The sequence below is a fragment of the Coprococcus sp. AM100_B19A genome (genome assembly GCF_027662015.1).
Classification (GTDB): domain Bacteria; phylum Bacillota; class Clostridia; order Lachnospirales; family Lachnospiraceae; genus Allocoprococcus; species Allocoprococcus comes.
This window is the reverse complement of record NZ_JAQDKN010000002.1, coordinates 116,586-135,619: the sequence shown is the minus strand read 5'-3', so window position 1 is coordinate 135,619 and position 19,034 is coordinate 116,586. Positions and strand designations below refer to the sequence as shown.

Sequence of the window (19,034 nt, the reverse complement as noted above, 5' to 3'; positions counted from 1 at the left end):
AGGAGGATTATACATATGCCAAACAAACTGATTGACATTGTTGGTGTTTCCAAATCATATGGAGACAATCTGGTTCTGGACGACCTGAACCTTTATATCAGAGAAAATGAATTTCTCACACTTTTAGGACCTAGCGGCTGCGGAAAGACAACGCTTCTGCGTATCCTCGGCGGATTCGAAAATCCGGACTCCGGAAAAGTAATTTTCGATGGAAAGGACATTACATCCCTTGCACCGAATAAACGACAGCTCAACACTGTTTTCCAGAAATATGCGCTTTTCACCCATATGACCATTGCTGAAAATATTGCTTTTGGTCTGAAGATCAAAGGGAAATCAAAATCTTACATCGATGATAAGATTCATTATGCATTAAAACTGGTCAATCTGGAAGGTTACCAGAACCGTTATCCGGATTCTTTAAGTGGGGGGCAGCAGCAGCGTATTGCCATCGCCCGCGCCATTGTAAATGAACCAAAAGTTCTTCTTCTGGATGAACCTCTCGGTGCCCTGGATTTAAAGCTCCGCCAGGACATGCAGTATGAACTGATCCGTTTAAAAAATGAGCTGGGAATTACATTTATCTACGTTACCCACGATCAGGAAGAAGCCCTCACCATGTCTGACACGATTGTTGTCATGAATCAGGGATACATCCAGCAGATCGGTACACCGGAAGATATCTACAACGAGCCGGAAAATGCTTTCGTAGCCGACTTCATTGGCGATAGCAACATTTTCAATGCCATCATGGTACGCGATAAGCTGGTCAATATTGTCGGTGCCGAATTCCCGTGTGTGGATACCGGATTCGGAACCAACAAACCGGTCGATGCGGTCATCCGTCCGGAGGACATCGATCTTGTAAAACCAGAAGAAGGCACATTAAAGGGTGTCGTTACCCATCTGATTTTCAAAGGAGTCCACTATGAAATGGAAGTCCTTGCCAACAACTATGAATGGCTGGTACACAGCACCGATATGTTCCCGGTTGGCACTGAGGTTGGAATCCATGTTGACCCGTTTGATATTCAGATCATGAAAAAACCGGAATCTGAAGATGAGGAGGCTGTAGGAATTGAAGAATAGCAAACGTCTCCTGGCTGGGCCATACCTTTTCTGGGCAGTTTCTTTCATTATCATTCCTCTGATCATGATCTTCTATTATGGTCTGACTGACAATGACGGAAAATTCACCTGGATGAACCTTGCCAAAATCACAACACCTGAGAATTTAAAGGCTCTGGGGCTTGCACTTCTGCTTGCATTTGTCAGCACAGTGATCTGCCTGATCCTTGCCTATCCTCTGGCAATGATCCTTGTCGGAAGAAATGTAAACCAGTCCAGCTTCGTAGTACTTGTTTTCATCCTTCCGATGTGGATGAACTTTCTGCTCAGAACTCTTGCATGGCAGAACCTCCTGGAGAAAAACGGTGTCATCAACTCCGTTCTCCATTTCTTCGGGCTGCCTTCATGGAACATTATCAACACACCGACAGCGATCATCCTCGGTATGGTCTACAACTTCCTGCCGTTCATGGTGCTGCCGATTTACAATGTACTTGTAAAGATTGACAAAGATGTTATTTCCGCAGCCAGAGATCTCGGTGCCGGAAATATCCAGACATTTACCAAGATCATCCTTCCGCTTAGTGTTCCGGGTATCATCAGTGGAATCACTATGGTATTTGTACCTGCACTTACAACCTTCGTCATTTCCAATCTCCTCGGTGGAAGCAAGATCCTTCTGATTGGAAATGTCATCGAACAGGAATTCCAGCAGGGAAGCAACTGGCATGTAGGAAGTGGACTTTCACTTGTCCTGATGATCTTCATCATTGCAAGTATGGCTCTGATCGCCAAATACGATAAAGACGGGGAGGGCACGGCATTCTAATGAAAAAGAAATTACAGAATTTATATTTACTGCTGATCGTGATCTTCCTCTATGCTCCGATCATGACACTGATGGTTCTGTCCTTTAACAGTTCCAGAACCCGTGCCAAATGGGGCGGATTTACCGGAAAATGGTATGTATCCCTTTTCCAGGATGAAGCGATCATGAGCACCTTATACAACACCCTGATCATCGCACTTCTTTCTGCGCTGATTGCAACCGTGATTGGAACTTTGGCTTCCATTGGAATCCAGAGTATGAACCGCAAGTTTCGTACCTTTATGCTGGGTGTCACCAACATTCCGATGCTGAACGCAGACATTGTGACTGGTGTATCTATGATGCTGTTGTTTATCGCATTCCGTATGAACATGGGATTTTCGACAATCCTGATTGCACATATAACCTTTAATATCCCGTATGTCATCCTAAGTGTCATGCCAAAACTAAAGCAGACCAACCGGCGGACCTATGAAGCCGCACTGGATCTGGGTGCTTCCCCGATCTACGCTTTTTTCAAAGTCGTATTTCCGGATATCCTTCCAGGAATTCTTTCCGGTTTCCTGCTTGCATTTACCATGTCGTTGGATGATTTTGTGATCACCCACTTTACCAAAGGACCTGGAATCGATACCCTGTCTACCAAAATTTACAGTGAAGTACGAAAAGGAATCCGTCCGGAAATTTACGCACTCTCAACGATCATGTTTGTAACGGTGCTCTTCCTTCTCTTCCTGGTCAATTTAAAACCGGAAAAAGAAGTTCACGAAAAAGACGGCACGATCCGCAAGCCATCCCGTGCACGCCACACGATGCGTCTCGTCGTAACACGTGTCGTACCGGCACTGCTCGTGATCATCATTACAGCCGGAGGATTTTTCTACAATTCAAAGACAAAGATTTCCGGCTCCGAAAAGGTAATTGTCTACAACTGGGGCGAATATCTGGATCCGGATGTCCTGGATATCTTTGAAGAAGAAACCGGTATCCAGGTAGTCTATGAAGAATACGAAACCAATGAGATCATGTACCCGAAGGTGCAATCCGGCGCTATTTCCTATGATGTGGTCTGCCCTTCTGACTATATGATCCAGCGTATGATCGAGAACGATCTTCTTGACGAGATCAACCGGGATAATATTCCGAATATCAAAAATATCGGACAGACCTATATGGATCAGTCCAAGGCATTTGACCCGGAAAATAAATACTCTGTTCCTTATTGCTGGGGAACTGTCGGAATCCTTTACAACAAAACCATGGTAGACGAACCAATTGATTCCTGGTCTGTTCTCTGGGATCCAAAGTACAAGGACAGCATTCTGATGCAGGACAGCGTCCGCGATGCATTCGGTGTTACCTTAAAATATCTTGGATATTCCCTGAACTCAACCGACCTGGATGAGCTGAACGAAGCGAAGAATCTTCTGATCAAGCAGAAACCTCTGGTTCAGGCATACGTCGTTGACCAGGTGCGTGACAAGATGATTGGAAATGAAGCAGCCATCGGTGTTATTTACTCTGGTGAAGCCATTTACACACAGAAAGAAAATCCAAATTTGAAATATGTAATTCCGAAAGAAGGATCCAATATCTGGATCGACTCCTGGGTAATTCCGAAGAATGCAGAGCATAAGGAAAATGCTGAAAAGTTCATCAACTTCCTCTGCCGTCCGGACATCGCACTGAAGAACTTTGAGTACATCACCTACTCGACTCCAAATGAAGCAGCGCGGGAACTGATCGAAGACGAGTCCATCCGCAACAGCAAGATTGCATTCCCGGATGCAAGCGAGCTCTCCATCTGTGAGACCTTCAAATTCCGTGGAGATAAAAACGATGCTGTCTACAATGAATTATGGCGGGAAGTGAAATCAAAGTAATGTGGGAAAGAATTCTGAATTATACAATAACCGAACAGAAAACTTCCAATATCCATGAGTTTCTAAAAGCTCATGGATATTCTTCTTCTCTGATCCGGGCAATCAAAGAAGATCCGGAAGGAATCCGTCTGAACGGGGACCCGGTACTGGCACGCACCCTTCTTACTCCCGGCGACCAGCTTGCCATCCGGATTACCGAAACAAAATTCTCCGAAAATATTGTTCCGTCAGATCTGCCTCTTTCGATCGTATATGAAGATCCGGACCTGCTGGTCATCAATAAACCTGCCGGAATGCCAATTCACCCTTCCCAGGGAAATTATGACAACACACTTGCCAATGCCTGCGCATGGTATTTCAAAGAGAAAGGCGAGCCTTTTGTATACCGTTGCATTAACCGGCTTGACCGGGACACCACCGGTCTTCTGATCATTGCCCGGCATCTTTACAGTGCCTCTCTCCTCTCTGCCATGATGGCACGCCGGGAAATCCACCGGGAATATCTGGCACTTGCCACGGGAATCATCCCGGAAGACGGAACCATCACTGCTCCAATTGCCAGAAAAGAGGGTTCTACCATCGAGCGCATGGTCGATTTTAAACATGGTGAATACGCCTGCACCCATTACCGCAGGCTTTCCATTACAGATACAGATCCGGTCTACTCTCTGGTTGCCTTAAAGCTGGATACCGGACGCACTCATCAGATCCGGGTGCACATGAATTACATCGGCCATCCGCTTCCGGGAGATTTTCTCTATAATCCGGATTACAGCCATATCAGCCGTCAGGCACTGCACTCACATCATCTGCGTTTCCGGCATCCAATCACAGGAGAAGAAATGCATTTCACAGCGCCTGTGCCTGAAGATATGTTACTCTGATAAATATATTTAAGTGATCCCCATCCCCGGCACATAATACTCTTTTTATGGAAGAATTTTCCATATGTATTTTCCGGTCAAACAGAAGAAGAGCTTCTGAGAGAACAAAGATATTCATTCTCCCAGAAGCTCTTCTTCTGTTTATTTCTTATTTCTGACGACGGATCACACTAAAAAACAGCGGAATGGATTCAAACTGCCTCTATAATCTATATCGCTCTCTTACCATGTGACTAGCTTCAACATTCTACAAATCGAAACATCCGCCTCCAATAAATTCCCTCAAAATCGAATTCTGCGGAACATACTCACTTCCGATCCCCACAAAATAATCCAGGAATTTGAGCAGTCTCTTCGCTTCCTGATATTCGGCGCAGTCCTTCTCAATTCCGAACAGGATCGGTTCTGCATAAGCTTTCAGAACTGCCAGCTCATAAAGAAGAGCTGAATTGAACATCACATCCGCGTCTTCCTGATACGGGAAAATATTGTTCTCTTCCCCTCTTCGCACCGACTGCCACATAGCGATCGTCTGCTTTGCCGAAGTACCTCTGGTTCTTGCATCACGCACCATCCGGCGGATCAGACGTCCATCTGTTGATGCGATCCGGTTATGCTCATCGATATTCAGCTGGGTCAGTGCACTGATATAGATCTTGAATTTATTTTCTTTTGGCAGATCATGGGTCAACGCATCATTCAGACAATGAATGCCTTCGATCACCAGAATATCCTGCTCACCAAGCTGCATATAATGTCCGTTATATTCCCGTTTTCCGGTCTTGAAATTGAACGTCGGAAGTTCAATCCGTTCGCCTGCAAGCAGCTTTTTCAGATCGTGGTTAAAAAGTTCCACATCCAGCGCTTCCAGACACTCATAATTCGGCTTTCCTTCTGCGTCCAGCGGTGTATCCACACGGTTCTTAAAGTAATCATCCACCGAAATCGGATGCGGGACCAGACCGCTTACCCGGAGCTGGATGGAAAGCCGTCTGGAAAATGTAGTCTTTCCTGACGAAGAAGGACCGGCGATCAAAACAAACTTCTTCTGCGGATTTCCTGCAATCTGCTCTGCGATCTGCGCAATTTTCTTCTCCTGCATTGCCTCCTGTACCAGAAGCAGTTCCTTTGGATTGGCGCTGCCGCCTGTCACATAATCATTCAGTGCCCCTACCGTCTCAATTCCAAGCATATCACCGCCACGCGTAGACTCTTTCAGCACATGGAACAGCTTATTCTGAGGCTGAAACGGAGGTATCTTTTCCGGTTCAGCTGCCTCCGGCATCTGCACTACAAATCCCTCATCATATAAATATAATTTAAAATATTTTAGATAGCCGGTTGACGGAACCATATAGCCGTAATAGTAGTCCTCAAATTCATTGATACTGTAAATATTGACCGTAGACACTCTGCGATACCGGAACAAACGCTCTTTATCCTTCATACCGTATTTGCGGAACATTTCAACCGCTTCATCGGTATGAACCGATCTCTTCCGGATTGAAAGATTCATATCTGCCATTTCATGCATCCGTTCTTCAATCCTTGCAAGCAGTTCCTGATCCAGCTTCTGATCTCCTTTTATTGTACAATAATACCCTTTATCTACAGAAAAATGGATTCTCACCTGTTCTATCTTATCGTGTCCGATTGTATCATATACTGCCTTCACCAGCAGAAAACTTACACCACGGCGATAGGTAAGATTTCCAATTGTCTCGCCTGTCGTCACAAAATGGAGCGTACAGTCCTTTTTCAGCTTCTTTCCAAGCTCCTGAAGCTTTCCATTTACATATACAAGAACAATATCATGTGGATATCTTTCCTGATATTCCCCGGCAATCTGCAGATATGTGGTTCCTGCCGGAAAACTTCTCTCTTCCCCGTCAATCTGTACTTTGTACATCTGCTGTTCCATATTTACCGCCTTCTTTCTGCCTTACGGCGCTTTGACAAATCTGTCTGTTTTCTCCCCGCTCCCAAACACCTTACGTCAAAACCCAGAATGGCTGCCGGATCTTTGCTGTCCGGATCTCTGCCTCTGGAAATTTCTCCCGGCAAAAATGTTCCATATCTGCAATAAAGATATGCTCCACGCCATAGTGTCCGGCATCAATTACTGCCATTTTTTGCGCAACCGCATCAATCCCCTCATGGTGATCAATGTCACCTGTCACCAGTACATCCACACCTTTTTCCAAAGATACGGAAATTGCGCTCTTCCCGGAGCCCGGAAAAACACCAAGGCGATGTACCTGCATATCCGGCTCTCCAAAAATTTTCACATTCGGAAGATCAAATGCTTTTTTTACCATTTCCGCACAGGATTTTAAATCCATCGGCTGTGCCAGATCAGCAACTCTTCCGATTCCAACCGGAACTTCGCCGGATTCTGACTGCATGCTTCCCGTCACTTCCAGAACCTCCGGTTCACTCAGTTCAAGTACCTTCCCAGCAAGCTCTGCCATTCCCATTACATCATAATTGGTATGCATCGCATAGTAAGAAATGTCATCCCGGATCAACTTCAGTACTCTTCTGCCAATAAAATCCTCGTCATTGATCTTTTTCATTGCTTTAAAGATCATCGGATGATGTGTGATCAGCATATCTGCGCCCCAGTCTGTTGCTTCTTCGATCACTTCATCCGTCGCATCCAGTGCAAGATAGATCCGCTTTACTTCTTTATCGCTTCTTCCGACCTGCAGTCCTACATTATCCCACTCCATAGCATAGTGCTTTGGAAAACGTGCTTCTATTTCTTTTATAATTTCTCTGCAAATCATCATTTTCCTCCTAAAAATACCGGTCAAGCAGGTCTTCTGCTCTCTTTATCATATGCAGAACCTCTGCACTTCTCTCCTTCGTGCGTTCACTCACCTGCACCCGAAGCTTTTCATACACGCCCTGATTCACAGACAGTTCCTTTTTCAGATATTCTCCCATCACCGGGTGACCCTTCTCTAATAAATATTTTCCATATTCAAGCTCTTCTTCTGCTGCCGGAACACCTTCCGCATAAAGACCTTTCTGCTCTGTCGGGATCACCTTCATCATCGGATAGTATTTGCCATCCTCTTCCACCATGTCCTCTGCAACGATACGAAATCTATGTTCTTCCAGATAACGGCGGACTTTCGCAAGCTCTGACTGCGGCTGCAGGACCAGTTCCTTTAAGCTTCTGGTTTTTGCCGGATCCTCATTCAAAATGTGTATGACAAGACCGCCGCCCATTCCGGCGGCGATCATTGTGTCAGCTTCTTCCATTTTCAAATTCACCAGACCATCAGAAAGACGGGTAACGATTTTCCCATCCAGTCCATGTTCAAGGATATGTGTATCCGCTCTCTCTAATGGTCCTTTGTTAATATCCATGGCAATTGCGGATGGAACCAGCCCGTTCTGTGTCAGATAGATTGGGATGTAAGCGTGGTCTGTTCCCACATCCACAAGACGCATTCCCGGTGTGACAAGATCCGCCACTGCCTGTAATCTTTTTGATAATTCAGCCATCTTCTTAATCCAAATAATCTCTTAATTTTCTGCTGCGACTTGGATGACGAAGCTTGCGGAGCGCTTTTGCTTCGATCTGACGGATACGCTCACGGGTGACATCGAACTCTTTTCCGACCTCCTCCAGTGTACGTGCTCTTCCATCACTCATACCAAAACGCAGGCGGAGAACCTTCTGTTCTCTCTCTGTCAGTGTACTTAAAACTTCATCCAGCTGTTCTTTCAGGAGTGTCTGCGCTGCTGCTTCTGCCGGAACAGGTACATTATCATCCTGGATAAAGTCGCCCAGGTGGCTGTCCTCTTCCTCACCGATCGGAGTCTCAAGAGAAACCGGTTCCTGGGAAATCTTTAAGATTTCACGCACACGGTCTACCGGCATGTCCAACTCTGCCGCGATCTCTTCCGGCGTAGGTTCCCGTCCAAGCTCCTGCAGTAACTGTCTGGATACACGGATCAGTTTGTTGATCGTCTCTACCATATGAACCGGTATACGGATAGTTCTCGCCTGGTCAGCAATCGCACGTGTGATTGCCTGACGGATCCACCATGTTGCATAGGTACTGAACTTAAATCCCTTCTGATAATCAAACTTCTCTACCGCTTTGATAAGTCCAAGGTTTCCTTCCTGTATAAGATCCAGAAACAGCATACCACGTCCCACGTAACGCTTTGCAATGCTGACTACCAGTCGCAGGTTGGCTTCTGCAAGACGCTTTTTCGCTTCTTCATCACCATCTGCCATTCTCTTTGCCAGATCAATCTCTTCTTCTGCTGAAAGAAGCGGAACTTTACCGATCTCCTTCAGATACATACGGACCGGATCTTCGATGCTGATTCCGTCCGGAACAGACAGGTCGATCTTCTCCATATCCACTTCGTCTTCATCCGAAAGCATGATCTCCAGATCATCATCATCCACATTGGAGTCATCATTCATCTGAAGCACATCGATCCCATTAGCCTCCAGGTACTCAAATACCTTGTCCATCTGTGTCGGTTCCAGCTCCATATCCCGGAATACATCATTGATTTCCTGGATTTCAAGAATGTTCTTCTTTTTCTTCGCAAGGGCAACCAGATTTTTTAATTTTTCCTGAAACTTTACTACGTTCTCTTCCATGTAGTGTCCTTCCTCTCATCGCTTGTTTATATTCTATCCCTAATTAATGGAAATATGCAGTTTATGAAGGTCCTGCACTGCCTTCTTCGCATTCATAAGCCTTTGCAGCCCCTGAATGTCTGTCGGATCCAGATTCCGGGTTGCAGTTTCGATACTGTACTCCTTTACCCGGAGAATCGTCTCCTTGATCGCTTTTTCCTGCTCTCCCGCAGTCGTCAGCTCTTTGATTCTCGTATTGAAAAGTGCTGCCACCGCGCGGTGTTCCTCTTCCTCTGTAAAATAATTCATGATCTGCGCAGGATTCAGTTCTCCTTTTGCATGCTGTTCATACAGAAGTTCAGCAACTTTCCGGTACAGCTCCACCGTAAAATCCTCCGGCGTAACATAACGGCTTACCTGATCAAACAGCTCTTCCCTGTCGATCAGCCAGGTAAGCAGAATCTTCTGTGACCGGATATGACCATCCTCTTTTGGCGTTTCCTGGCGGATCGTCTGTCTCGGCTTTGTGGCCGGAGCTGCCATTCCGCTCTGGACTGCTACCTTGACAACCAGCTTCTTAAGTTCTTCGTAGCCGACGTGATAAGTCTTTGCCACCGCTTCTATGTAATTGTCACGTTCAATTTCTTCTTCAAAACGTGCCAGCCTTCTCGCCGCCTCTCTGAGGAATTCCGTCTTTCCTTCCGGTGCATTCAGGTCATAACCTTTTTCCAGCATCTCAAGACCGAACATAAAGCTGTTCCTTGCTTTCCTGATCCGCTCTTCAAATGCCTCAGCTCCAAGATTCTTGATGAATTCATCCGGATCCTTGTACGGTTCCATCCGGATCACGCGGGTCGTCACACCGGCCTCCCGAAGAATCGGAGCTGCCCGGAGCGCCGCTTTAGTTCCGGCTTCATCACTATCATAGGTCAGATAGACTTCATTCACATACCGTTTGATCAATGCTGCATGTCCTGCTGTGAGTGCAGTTCCAAGTGATGCAACTGCATTGGTAAATCCCGCCTGATGGAGCGAAATTACATCCATATAGCCTTCACACACAATAAAATACGGCTTTCTCGATGTTCTCGCCCGGTGAAGTCCGTACAGATTCCGGCTCTTATCAAAAATCAGAGTCTCCGGTGAGTTCAGGTACTTTGGCTTCCCGTCGCCCATCACACGCCCGCCAAATCCGATCACACGATTATTCACATCCATAATCGGAAACATGACACGGTTCCAGAATTTGTCGTAAACTCCGTGCTTTTCATCGACATTTACCAGACCGGCTTTGATGATCATCTCTTCACTATAACCCTTCATTTTCAGGTATCGAAACAGATCGTCACTGTATTTGCTGGAATATCCAAGTCCAAATGCGGTGATCGTCTCCTGGCTTAACTGACGGTTCTGCAGGTATTCTCTTGCCTGCCTTCCACCATCCGTCTTCAGCTGTGCATAATAATACTTGGCCGCCAGCTTGTTCATCTCAAGCAGCGCACTTCTCGTATCCGCTCTTTCTTTCGCTTCTTTTGAATATTCCTCCTGCGGAAGCTCCACACCGGCACGCTGTGCCAGAAACTTGAGTGCTTCTACAAAAGAATAATTCTCATACTCCATAATGAAGGTAAATACATTTCCTCCCGCTCCGCAGCCAAAGCAGTAATACATCTGCTTATCCCTGCTCACAGAAAAAGAAGGAGATTTCTCACTGTGAAACGGGCAAAGTCCGAAATACGAACTCCCCTGCTTCTTCAGCTTCACATATCCGGAAATCACATCTACGATATCATTTTTCGATCTTACTTCTTCTATAATCTCATCTGAATAATACATTATGTCCTACACCTTCCTGGCAGGGTTCGCGCACCTTGCGCAACCCCTACATAATATATATTCGACAAAACTTTTTTATTTCCTTTAAAATTTCCAAGATTGTGGAATAAAAATTTCTTCAAACTTTTTTACGGCAAAATTATCCGTCATTCCTGCTATGTAATCACACACTGCGATCTCCGGCATTTCCCCCTTCTGCAGCTGTTTCAGATACTGCTCCGGCATCTTTTCCATGTGCGTTTCATAATAAGAATACAGATCTTCGACCATTCGGATTGCTTTGTCCTCTTCGCCCTTTGCAAGTGGATTCTCATAAACATGGGTAAACATATATGTCCGCAGCTCCATCAATGCTTCACGGACTTCCTCTGACATGCAGATCTTCGGTTTGTCCATGCTGTTTACGATCACATCATGGGTAAGTGTGTTCAGACGCTCTCTTTTACTGTTTCCCAGAACCTTTCGCAGCTCTTTGGGCAGTTCCTCTTCATTCATGATCCCCGCCCTTACTGCGTCATCAATATCATGGTTCACATAAGCAATCTTATCAGACAGTCTGACAATCTGCCCTTCCAGTGTCGCAGGCATGCCCGCACTTTTGTGGTTGCGGATTCCATCTAGCACTTCCCAGGTCAGGTTCAGTCCCTCCCCATGTTTCTCCAGCACCTCTACTACACGGACACTTTGTTCATTGTGTTTAAATCCACACGGACACACGTTGTTCAGAGCTCTCTCTCCTGCATGCCCAAACGGAGTATGCCCAAGATCATGCCCCAGTGCAATTGCCTCCACCAGATCTTCGTTCAGCCTGAGCGCCTTTCCGATCGTCCGGGCGTTTTGCGATACTTCCAGCGTATGCGTCAGCCGTGTCCTGTAATGGTCTCCGATTGGTAGGAGAAACACCTGCGTCTTCTGCTTCATGCGCCGGAATGCCTTACTGTGCAGGATCCGATCTCTGTCCCTCTGAAAAACCGGTCGGATATCACACTGTGGCTCATTTCTCTTTCTCCCCCGGGAAGCCATGCTTAACGTGGCACAGGGGCTTAGATATTCCTTTTCTCTTTCTTCCATCTGTTCCCTGATCGTCATTTTTTATTTTCTCTCTTCTTTCAGTCGTTTCTCGATTGCTTCTGTCACGCATTCCAAAACTTTAATACGTGCATAGTATTTATCATTTCCTTCCACTACGATCCACGGTGCATGTGGCATAGAAGTCTTTTCCAGCATTTCTTCTACCGCCACCTCATACTGATCCCATTTTTCCCGGTTTCTCCAGTCTTCATCGGTGATCTTCCACTGTTTTTTCGGATTTTCCTGTCTGGCTTTAAACCTTCTCGCCTGCTCATCCTTGTCAATCTGCATCCAGAATTTCAGCACGATTGCTCCTGCATTTACCAGATCCTGCTCCATGGCATTGATTTCCCCATAAGCTCTCTTCCATTCTTTTTCGGTGCAAAATCCTTCAATCCTCTCTACCATCACTCTTCCGTACCAGGTTCTGTCAAATATCGCAATATGGCCGGCTTTCGGCATTGCACGCCAGAAACGCCACAGATAATGATGTGCTTTCTCTGTATCACTCGGTGACGCTGTCGGATTCACCACATATCCCCTCGGATCCATATGTGAAGTCAGACGTTTGATCGCACCACCTTTTCCTCCGGCATCCCACCCCTCAAAGCCAAGGACAACCGGGATTCTCCTGCGATAAAGTTCTCCATGCAGATGTTCCATCTTTTTCTGAAGCTCTTTTAAGCGTTCCTCATAAACCTCTTTTGGCATGGATTTGGAAAGATCCGTCTTTGCCAGAATGGATTCTGCTGTTTCCCTTTTCATTTCCGTTTTCTTTTCCAGACTGCCTTTTTCTTCCAGTTCCTTTCTTGCGACTGCTTCTTTCATTGCCTGGATCACCGCCTGATAAACAGCCACTTTGGCTTCTTTCTTCTTTGTAGCATTGATCACTGTCCACGGTGCGTAATCCGCATCCGTTTTCCGCAGCATCTCTTCATTGATTGCTTTATACTCTTTAAAATCATGGTTCCGCTTCAGATCGCCTTTGCTTACCCGCCATGCAGTATCCTTGGAAACAAGCAGTTTCTCAAAGCGCTTTTTCTGTTCTTTCCGGTCAATCTTTAAAAACAGTTTGATGATCACCATTCCATCATCCGTCAGCTGTTTTTCAAACGCACGGATCGATGCAAAATCCTTTTCCAGCTCTTTTTCCGGTGTTTTTCCTTCAAAACGTTCAATCATAACTCTCCGGTACCAGCTGGTATCAAAAATCGCAATTCTTCCCTTTTCCGGGATCTTCGTCCAGAAACGCCACATAAAAGGATGCATCCATTCCTCTTCCGTTTCATTTTTTACCGCATATACTTTAAAGCCTCTTGGATCGAGTGCCTGGATCAGATTACCAATCTGAAGCCCTTTTCCTGCTGCTCCATAACCCTCAAACGCGATCATCACCGGGATTTTTTTCTCCCTGCACACTCTTTGCAGTTCTCCAAGCTGCTCTCCCAGTTCTTTTATATCCTTCATTTTTATATTTTTCTCCATAAAATGCCTCCATTTCACCAGTTTCTGCTCTTATTATCCCCAAATTCATTGATAAAACGCGCAATTAACGCATACAATTATATATCATATTACTATATTTTCTCATAATAAGAAAGTAGATTTGTAAAATTATTGAATTATTTATCTTTTCGATATTTTTCGTAATATATTGCGAATTAAAATTTCTTTTAAATTTTTGTTGACTTTGTGTTTGGAATATAGTATTATAGCTTTTGTCAGCGGCGAGCAGTTAAAAAATAAAGCTCACTGAGTGATATGCGGAAGTGTCGGAACTGGCAGACGAGCAAGACTAAGGATCTTGTAGGCATTGCGCCTGTGTGGGTTCAAGTCCCATCTTCCGCATTCGGATTTATCCGGATCCGGTAATTAAATATTGTTTGTGCGGAAGTGTCGGAACTGGCAGACGAGCAAGACTAAGGATCTTGTAAGCATTGCGCTTGTGTGGGTTCAAGTCCCATCTTCCGCATTATAAAAAGGAACCTCTGATTTTATCAGAGGTTCCTTTTTATAGTACCGAAGCGTGACCTGAACCCATGGTTCAGGTCTTCGCTCCGCTACGGTCGGCGCAGGGCATTCGTCCACTGGACGAATTGCGCCCCATCTTCCGCTTCCTTCATTTTTCAAATTCTCCGTTTTTGTTAGAAATTCTTTTTTTATACCAACGTACAGCTTAAATCCATGGTTCAGGTCTTCGCTTCGCTACGGTCGGCGCAGGGCATTCGTCCACTGGACGAACCTGGCTCCATCTTCTGCTTCCTTACCTTTTATGCCTTTTTTTATTTACCAGATACAATACAATTCCACCTGCTACAATCACCATGGAGATCCACTGGGAGGTTGAGAACATCCAAGCTCCTCCTCTGTTATCATTTCTTAAAAACTCAACAAGGAATCTTCCTACACCATACAGCAGCATATACAGAGAACCTACACTTCCCGGTGTACCGTCTTTTTTATTCTTCCTATAATATAGAAGTAACACGATCATGATCAGGAAATCGCCTGCAGACGAAATAAGCTGTGTAGGGATCAGTTTTACACCTGCCGGAGCAAGCCCACCTTCCGGGAAGACCACACCAAATCTGGAGGTCGTCTCCCTTCCATAGCAGCATCCTGCAAGAAAACATCCGATTCTTCCAAATCCCTGTGCCATCGAAATACTTGCCACAGCGAGATCAAAATATTCCAGAAAATAAAGCTTCTTGATTCTGCAATATACAATTGCTGTCAGAAAACCGGCAATAATTCCACCATATACGACAAACCCTTCTGAACCGAGTACCGTCTTCGGATCCCTGATAAACGTCTTAAACTCCACGATCACATATAGAATTTTTGCACCTAAAAAACCGCCGATTACACCGTAAATTCCAATATCCACAATTGCTTCCTGATCCAGGCCATTCTTTTTTGCCCGATAAGAAGCCATTGCCACACAACAAAGGATACCGATTGCGATCATCAGTCCATATCCATGTATCGTAAACTTTCCTATTGAAAACAGATTAATTTTCACGCTTTTTTCTTCCTCCCTTTTATCAATCTATTTATCATTGTATGGATTATCCCTTCATTTGTCAATCTTATCCTTTTGGATACTATCTGCTATTTTGTTACTGTTCACAGTACCTGTGACCAGCAACGCATCTCGCCATTTTAAATCGCCTTTGGCGATGGGCGAGATGCCATTCAAGATAAGACGTGCATCCTCCGTGCCAATCAGCGTAGTGATTGACACGGGAGTGAACAGTAACGCTATTTTGCCTCTTAATCCAGCAATGGGGCATGATTCAGAGAATCATCCCCCACGTTTAGAGCTATCATTAAATTGTTCTGCCTTACAGAAGATTCTTCATACTCTTCAGCCCAATTGCCAGAGTTGAAGTATTGTGTAAAAGTGCTGATGTCGTCGGCTGGATCACACCGGTTACTCCAAGTACGATCAGACCGGAATTGAATCCAACGATAAAGCGGTAATTACTTTGGATCCTCTTCATCAGCCTATTGCTGAGACGTCTTAAGGTCACGATCTGTCCAAGATCATCTGCGCCTACCGTAATATCTGCAATCTCACGTGCAATCTCTGCGCCATTGCTGATCGCAATTCCCACATCTGCCGCTGAAAGCGCCGGAGAATCATTGATACCATCGCCGATCATAATAACTTTTCTTCCGGCTGCTTTTTCTTTTTCTACAAATGCAGCCTTATCTTCCGGCAGTACTTCTGAATAATATTCATCCACACCGACACGCTTTGCGATTGCCGAAGCTGTACGGTCGCTGTCACCTGTCATCATAACAATCTTCCCAAATCCTGTTTTCTTGAGCTCGGCAACTACTGTCTTCGCCTCTTCTCTCAATGGATCTTCAATACAGATCACTCCTGCAAGCTGATTCTCGATTGCAAGATACAGATGTGAATATTCTTCCGGAAGACTGTCAAATAACTCCTGTTTTCCTTCCGGAATTGTACATTTTTCATCTTCAAATACAAAATGAGAGCTTCCGATAATTACATTTTTATCATCAATCGTTGTAGAAATGCCATGTGCAACCACATACTCTACCTTGGAATGCATTTCCTCATGATCCAGATTTTTCTCTTTTGCTGCATTTACTACTGCTTTTGCCATAGAATGTGGAAAATGTTCTTCCAGACACGCTGCAATACGGAGTAGTTCATCCGGTGTTCTTCCATCAAAGGGAACCACATCCACCACGGTAGGTGTTGCTTTTGTAAGTGTACCAGTCTTGTCAAATACGATCGTATCTGCCTCTGCCACGGCTTCCAGATACTTTCCGCCCTTTACGGTAATATTGTAAAGGTTTGCTTCACGGATTGCAGACAGCACCGAAATCGGCATTGAAAGCTTAAGAGCACACGAAAAATCTACCATCAGGATTGAAAGGGCCTTTGTGACATTTCTCGTCAGCAGATAGGTAAGAGCTGTTCCACCAAGTGAATACGGTACAAGCCTGTCTGCAAGATGTTCTGCCTTGCTTTCTACTCCTGATTTTAACTTCTCAGATTCTTCAATCATCGTAACGATCTTATCAAAGCGGCTGTTTCCGCTTACCTGTTTGACTCCGACTGTGATCTCACCTTCTTCGACCACCGTTCCTGCATATGCATAGCTTCCAACCGTCTTGCGGACAGACACTGACTCTCCGGTAAGAGATGCCTGATTGATCATCGCTTCACCATCCACGATATCGCCGTCAAACGGAATCACAGTTCCCATACGAATCACAATCCGGTCTCCTGCTTTTATCTTGGATGCAGGAACCAGAACTTCCTGATCTTCTGTCTTCAGCCATACCTTACTTACGTTCAGAGACATGGTCCTTGCCAGGTCATCTACGGATTTCTTATGTGTCCACTCTTCCAGAATCTCACCGATTCCAAGCAGGAACATGACGGATCCGGCTGTACTGAAATCCCAACGTGCAACGGATACACCGATTGCAGTCGCATCCAGCACCGGAACCTCAATTTTGCGTGCCCACAGACACTTGATTCCCTTCCAGATATACTTCAGTGACATGACCGATGTATAGCATGCATTCAGTGGATACGGAAGGAACCATTTTCTTGCATAATGAAATACTACTTTATTGAACAGCTTTTCCTGATACTGCGCATTCACTTCACGACCGGAAGTTGCAAGTACGTCTGCTGGAACTTCCACTGTCTGATAGTGAAATTCCTGCAGAAGACGAATTACATCTTCTCTGTCGCCGGTATAATTAATGACTGCATCACAGGTTCTGTCATATACCTTTGCTAATTTGACTGATTCATTGCAGAGCAGATAATACTGTAATATATCAGCCTGTTCATATGTCATTCTTTTTTGAGAAAGCCGGACTCTCATCCGGCCTTTCATCTCATGTTTAATTATAAACTTCACGTTCAGTGCGCCTCTTACTCTGTTACTTCGTTGAACTCTGTATTTTCAGCTTCTTCAGTCTCTGCTGCTGTATCTGCATCAGAAAATTCTTCCATTTCAGCAGCTCTTTCTTCGTTGATGTTCTTAGCTTCAGCGTAAATATCCTCTGCATTTTCCTGGATATTTGTAGCTGTTTTCATAACACAGTCTTTTGCGCGAAGAACTGCTGCTGTACAATTTGTGTACACGTTCTTAGCATCCTTGCTTGAAAGCGCTTTGATTCCAGCTGTTCCAAAAAGAACTCCTGATGCAAAAATTCCAACCTTTTTCCAATTTACTTTAGTAATATCAAACATATCTACGTACCTCCTGTTTTTTCATTAACGCCTATTATATGACACGAATCTGAAAATTTCCAGTCTTTTTTTGCTTCTGATAAATTTTCTCACTTTTGCGCAAAATCAGTTTTATCAAACTTTTTTTCATTATATCTGACACGAATTCGCTATTTTCACCTTAGTTTTTACACAACTTTTCACAGTTATCTATATCCATATTTATATAGAAGAAACTCATTTCCCGGTATCTTAAAGAGACAGATACAACCACGGTACCTGCCTCCATATCCGAACCGTTCCGTTTCAGAACGTTTTTTTACAATGTTATGCTTCTTTGAGTGTGATGTTTCTCACATTCTGTCCACCCGAAAATCCACAGGCATCCAGACCAGATTTAATTACTGCTGTCCATTTATCTTCCGGAAGATCAAGAACCGTTCCATCCTCCAGTTCGACCATGCATTCCATCTTATTGCCATCATCCGAAATACGATACATATTCTTGCGGCTGATCGCTCCAATCTGTTCCAGCGTATTGACCATACGGTATACCGTCGCCGGTCCGATACTCGGATCCTTCAGAGACGCCTGATAATAAATTTCCTTGCAGCAATTACATTTTCCTTCCAAAATAACATCGATCAGCATGAGTCGCTGCTTCGTAACCCTACAGCCACTTCTTTTCAGCTGCTCGATTATTCTTTCTTTCGCGTCCATGATAGCCCCTTTCCATGCTGTCGCCTGTTAGGTTCTGATATCAACTACCTTAAATCCTGCTTCCTCGACAGCTTTTTTCAGATCATCATCATCGATTTCTCTGTCATAGCTTACAACTGCTTCTTCTTTTTTGAGATTCACCTTTGCAGATGCACCTTCGATTTTGTCGATTGCTTCCGTTACACTTTTCACGCAATGATCACAGTGCATACCGGAAACCCTCACCGTCTTTTTACCGATTGCCGGATGATCCAGCACCTTTTCTTCAATCTCTGTCTTGATCAGTCCAGATCCACCACCACAGCAAGGGCTTTCCCCTTTAAAATGTTTAAGCGTACCCTTTAATGAAAAAATAAGAAGTACGATCACGATCAGAACAATAATTGCATCAACCATC

16 protein-coding genes and 2 tRNA genes are annotated in these 19,034 nt (G+C 44.8%); 6 read left to right on the top strand and 12 right to left on the bottom strand.

Going from position 1 to position 19,034, the window contains the following annotated elements; all coding sequences use genetic code 11:
* Window positions 1-15: 15 nt before the first annotated feature.
* The 4 genes from PGQ33_RS02880 to PGQ33_RS02865 are packed head-to-tail and all read left to right on the top strand — an operon-like array spanning window position 16 to window position 4,664.
* Complete coding sequence (locus tag PGQ33_RS02880; protein WP_117556198.1) at window positions 16-1,089, top strand: ABC transporter ATP-binding protein; 1,074 nt, start codon at window positions 16-18, stop codon at window positions 1,087-1,089.
* On the top strand, window positions 1,079-1,897 hold the full coding sequence (locus PGQ33_RS02875; protein WP_022220522.1) for an ABC transporter permease: 819 nt from the start codon (window positions 1,079-1,081) through the stop codon (window positions 1,895-1,897). Before PGQ33_RS02880 ends, PGQ33_RS02875 begins: the two co-directional genes overlap by 11 nt.
* Window positions 1,897-3,780: an extracellular solute-binding protein gene (locus PGQ33_RS02870; RefSeq protein ID WP_270205225.1), complete on the top strand. Its 1,884-nt coding sequence runs from the start codon at window positions 1,897-1,899 to the stop codon at window positions 3,778-3,780. Before PGQ33_RS02875 ends, PGQ33_RS02870 begins: the two co-directional genes overlap by 1 nt.
* Window positions 3,780-4,664 carry an RluA family pseudouridine synthase gene (locus PGQ33_RS02865; protein WP_270205224.1) on the top strand — a complete coding sequence of 295 codons (885 nt, stop codon included), beginning with the start codon at window positions 3,780-3,782 and terminating at the stop codon, window positions 4,662-4,664. The genes PGQ33_RS02870 and PGQ33_RS02865 overlap by 1 nt, the downstream gene beginning before the upstream one ends.
* A 247-nt stretch (window positions 4,665-4,911) precedes the next feature.
* Here the strand turns inward: PGQ33_RS02865 and PGQ33_RS02860 are convergent, their stop codons facing one another.
* The 7 genes from PGQ33_RS02860 to pap form a co-directional block, all read right to left on the bottom strand.
* Window positions 4,912-6,585, bottom strand: coding sequence for a nucleoside kinase (locus PGQ33_RS02860; protein WP_270205223.1), 1,674 nt, complete (start codon window positions 6,583-6,585; stop codon window positions 4,912-4,914).
* 70 nt (window positions 6,586-6,655) lie between these two features.
* Window positions 6,656-7,453 (bottom strand): Nif3-like dinuclear metal center hexameric protein, encoded by a 798-nt coding sequence (locus PGQ33_RS02855; RefSeq protein WP_270205280.1) that lies wholly within the window; start codon window positions 7,451-7,453, stop codon window positions 6,656-6,658.
* A gap of 10 nt (window positions 7,454-7,463) precedes the next feature.
* Window positions 7,464-8,180 carry a tRNA (adenine(22)-N(1))-methyltransferase gene (locus PGQ33_RS02850; RefSeq protein ID WP_270205222.1) on the bottom strand — a complete coding sequence of 239 codons (717 nt, stop codon included), beginning with the start codon at window positions 8,178-8,180 and terminating at the stop codon, window positions 7,464-7,466.
* A 4-nt stretch (window positions 8,181-8,184) separates the two neighbouring features.
* Window positions 8,185-9,300 (bottom strand): RNA polymerase sigma factor RpoD, encoded by a 1,116-nt coding sequence (rpoD, locus tag PGQ33_RS02845; protein WP_117823093.1) that lies wholly within the window; start codon window positions 9,298-9,300, stop codon window positions 8,185-8,187.
* 39 nt (window positions 9,301-9,339) lie between these two features.
* Window positions 9,340-11,115, bottom strand: a complete 1,776-nt coding sequence (dnaG, locus tag PGQ33_RS02840) for a DNA primase (protein ID WP_195250099.1) — start codon at window positions 11,113-11,115, stop codon at window positions 9,340-9,342.
* Between the two features lie 84 nt (window positions 11,116-11,199).
* Window positions 11,200-12,204 (bottom strand): deoxyguanosinetriphosphate triphosphohydrolase, encoded by a 1,005-nt coding sequence (locus PGQ33_RS02835; protein ID WP_195501553.1) that lies wholly within the window; start codon window positions 12,202-12,204, stop codon window positions 11,200-11,202.
* A gap of 3 nt (window positions 12,205-12,207) precedes the next feature.
* Window positions 12,208-13,671, bottom strand: coding sequence for a polyphosphate:AMP phosphotransferase (gene pap, locus PGQ33_RS02830; RefSeq protein WP_270205221.1), 1,464 nt, complete (start codon window positions 13,669-13,671; stop codon window positions 12,208-12,210).
* A gap of 278 nt (window positions 13,672-13,949) precedes the next feature.
* On the opposite strand from pap, the gene PGQ33_RS02825 reads away from it, so the two are divergent.
* Window positions 13,950-14,034, top strand: a tRNA-Leu gene (locus PGQ33_RS02825).
* A gap of 39 nt (window positions 14,035-14,073) precedes the next feature.
* Window positions 14,074-14,158, top strand: a tRNA-Leu gene (locus PGQ33_RS02820).
* 291 nt (window positions 14,159-14,449) lie between these two features.
* Here PGQ33_RS02820 and PGQ33_RS02815 read toward each other — a convergent pair.
* The 5 genes from PGQ33_RS02815 to PGQ33_RS02795 form a co-directional block, all read right to left on the bottom strand.
* On the bottom strand, window positions 14,450-15,208 hold the full coding sequence (locus PGQ33_RS02815) for a prolipoprotein diacylglyceryl transferase (protein ID WP_270205220.1): 759 nt from the start codon (window positions 15,206-15,208) through the stop codon (window positions 14,450-14,452).
* 322 nt (window positions 15,209-15,530) lie between these two features.
* Window positions 15,531-17,603 carry a heavy metal translocating P-type ATPase gene (locus PGQ33_RS02810; protein WP_270205219.1) on the bottom strand — a complete coding sequence of 691 codons (2,073 nt, stop codon included), beginning with the start codon at window positions 17,601-17,603 and terminating at the stop codon, window positions 15,531-15,533.
* Window positions 17,604-17,617: 14 nt separating this feature from the next.
* Complete coding sequence (locus PGQ33_RS02805) at window positions 17,618-17,938, bottom strand: DUF6110 family protein (protein ID WP_270205218.1); 321 nt, start codon at window positions 17,936-17,938, stop codon at window positions 17,618-17,620.
* Between the two features lie 306 nt (window positions 17,939-18,244).
* Window positions 18,245-18,637, bottom strand: a complete 393-nt coding sequence (locus PGQ33_RS02800; protein WP_055155676.1) for a Fur family transcriptional regulator — start codon at window positions 18,635-18,637, stop codon at window positions 18,245-18,247.
* A 27-nt stretch (window positions 18,638-18,664) separates the two neighbouring features.
* Window positions 18,665-19,033 carry a heavy-metal-associated domain-containing protein gene (locus PGQ33_RS02795; RefSeq protein ID WP_195250770.1) on the bottom strand — a complete coding sequence of 123 codons (369 nt, stop codon included), beginning with the start codon at window positions 19,031-19,033 and terminating at the stop codon, window positions 18,665-18,667.
* Between the last annotated feature and the right edge of the window lies 1 nt (window position 19,034).

Coding starts and splice junctions, on each gene's coding strand:
- PGQ33_RS02880 (WP_117556198.1), top strand. CDS start 16: ATGCCAAACAAACTGATTGACATTGTTGGTGTTTCCAAATCATATGGA.
- PGQ33_RS02870 (WP_270205225.1), top strand. CDS start 1,897: ATGAAAAAGAAATTACAGAATTTATATTTACTGCTGATCGTGATCTTC.
- PGQ33_RS02865 (WP_270205224.1), top strand. CDS start 3,780: ATGTGGGAAAGAATTCTGAATTATACAATAACCGAACAGAAAACTTCC.
- PGQ33_RS02860 (WP_270205223.1), bottom strand. CDS start 6,585: ATGGAACAGCAGATGTACAAAGTACAGATTGACGGGGAAGAGAGAAGT.
- PGQ33_RS02855 (WP_270205280.1), bottom strand. CDS start 7,453: ATGATTTGCAGAGAAATTATAAAAGAAATAGAAGCACGTTTTCCAAAG.
- PGQ33_RS02850 (WP_270205222.1), bottom strand. CDS start 8,180: ATGGCTGAATTATCAAAAAGATTACAGGCAGTGGCGGATCTTGTCACA.
- rpoD (WP_117823093.1), bottom strand. CDS start 9,300: ATGGAAGAGAACGTAGTAAAGTTTCAGGAAAAATTAAAAAATCTGGTT.
- dnaG (WP_195250099.1), bottom strand. CDS start 11,115: ATGTATTATTCAGATGAGATTATAGAAGAAGTAAGATCGAAAAATGAT.
- PGQ33_RS02835 (WP_195501553.1), bottom strand. CDS start 12,204: ATGACGATCAGGGAACAGATGGAAGAAAGAGAAAAGGAATATCTAAGC.
- pap (WP_270205221.1), bottom strand. CDS start 13,671: ATGGAGAAAAATATAAAAATGAAGGATATAAAAGAACTGGGAGAGCAG.
- PGQ33_RS02805 (WP_270205218.1), bottom strand. CDS start 17,938: ATGTTTGATATTACTAAAGTAAATTGGAAAAAGGTTGGAATTTTTGCA.
- PGQ33_RS02800 (WP_055155676.1), bottom strand. CDS start 18,637: ATGGACGCGAAAGAAAGAATAATCGAGCAGCTGAAAAGAAGTGGCTGT.
- PGQ33_RS02795 (WP_195250770.1), bottom strand. CDS start 19,033: ATGGTTGATGCAATTATTGTTCTGATCGTGATCGTACTTCTTATTTTT.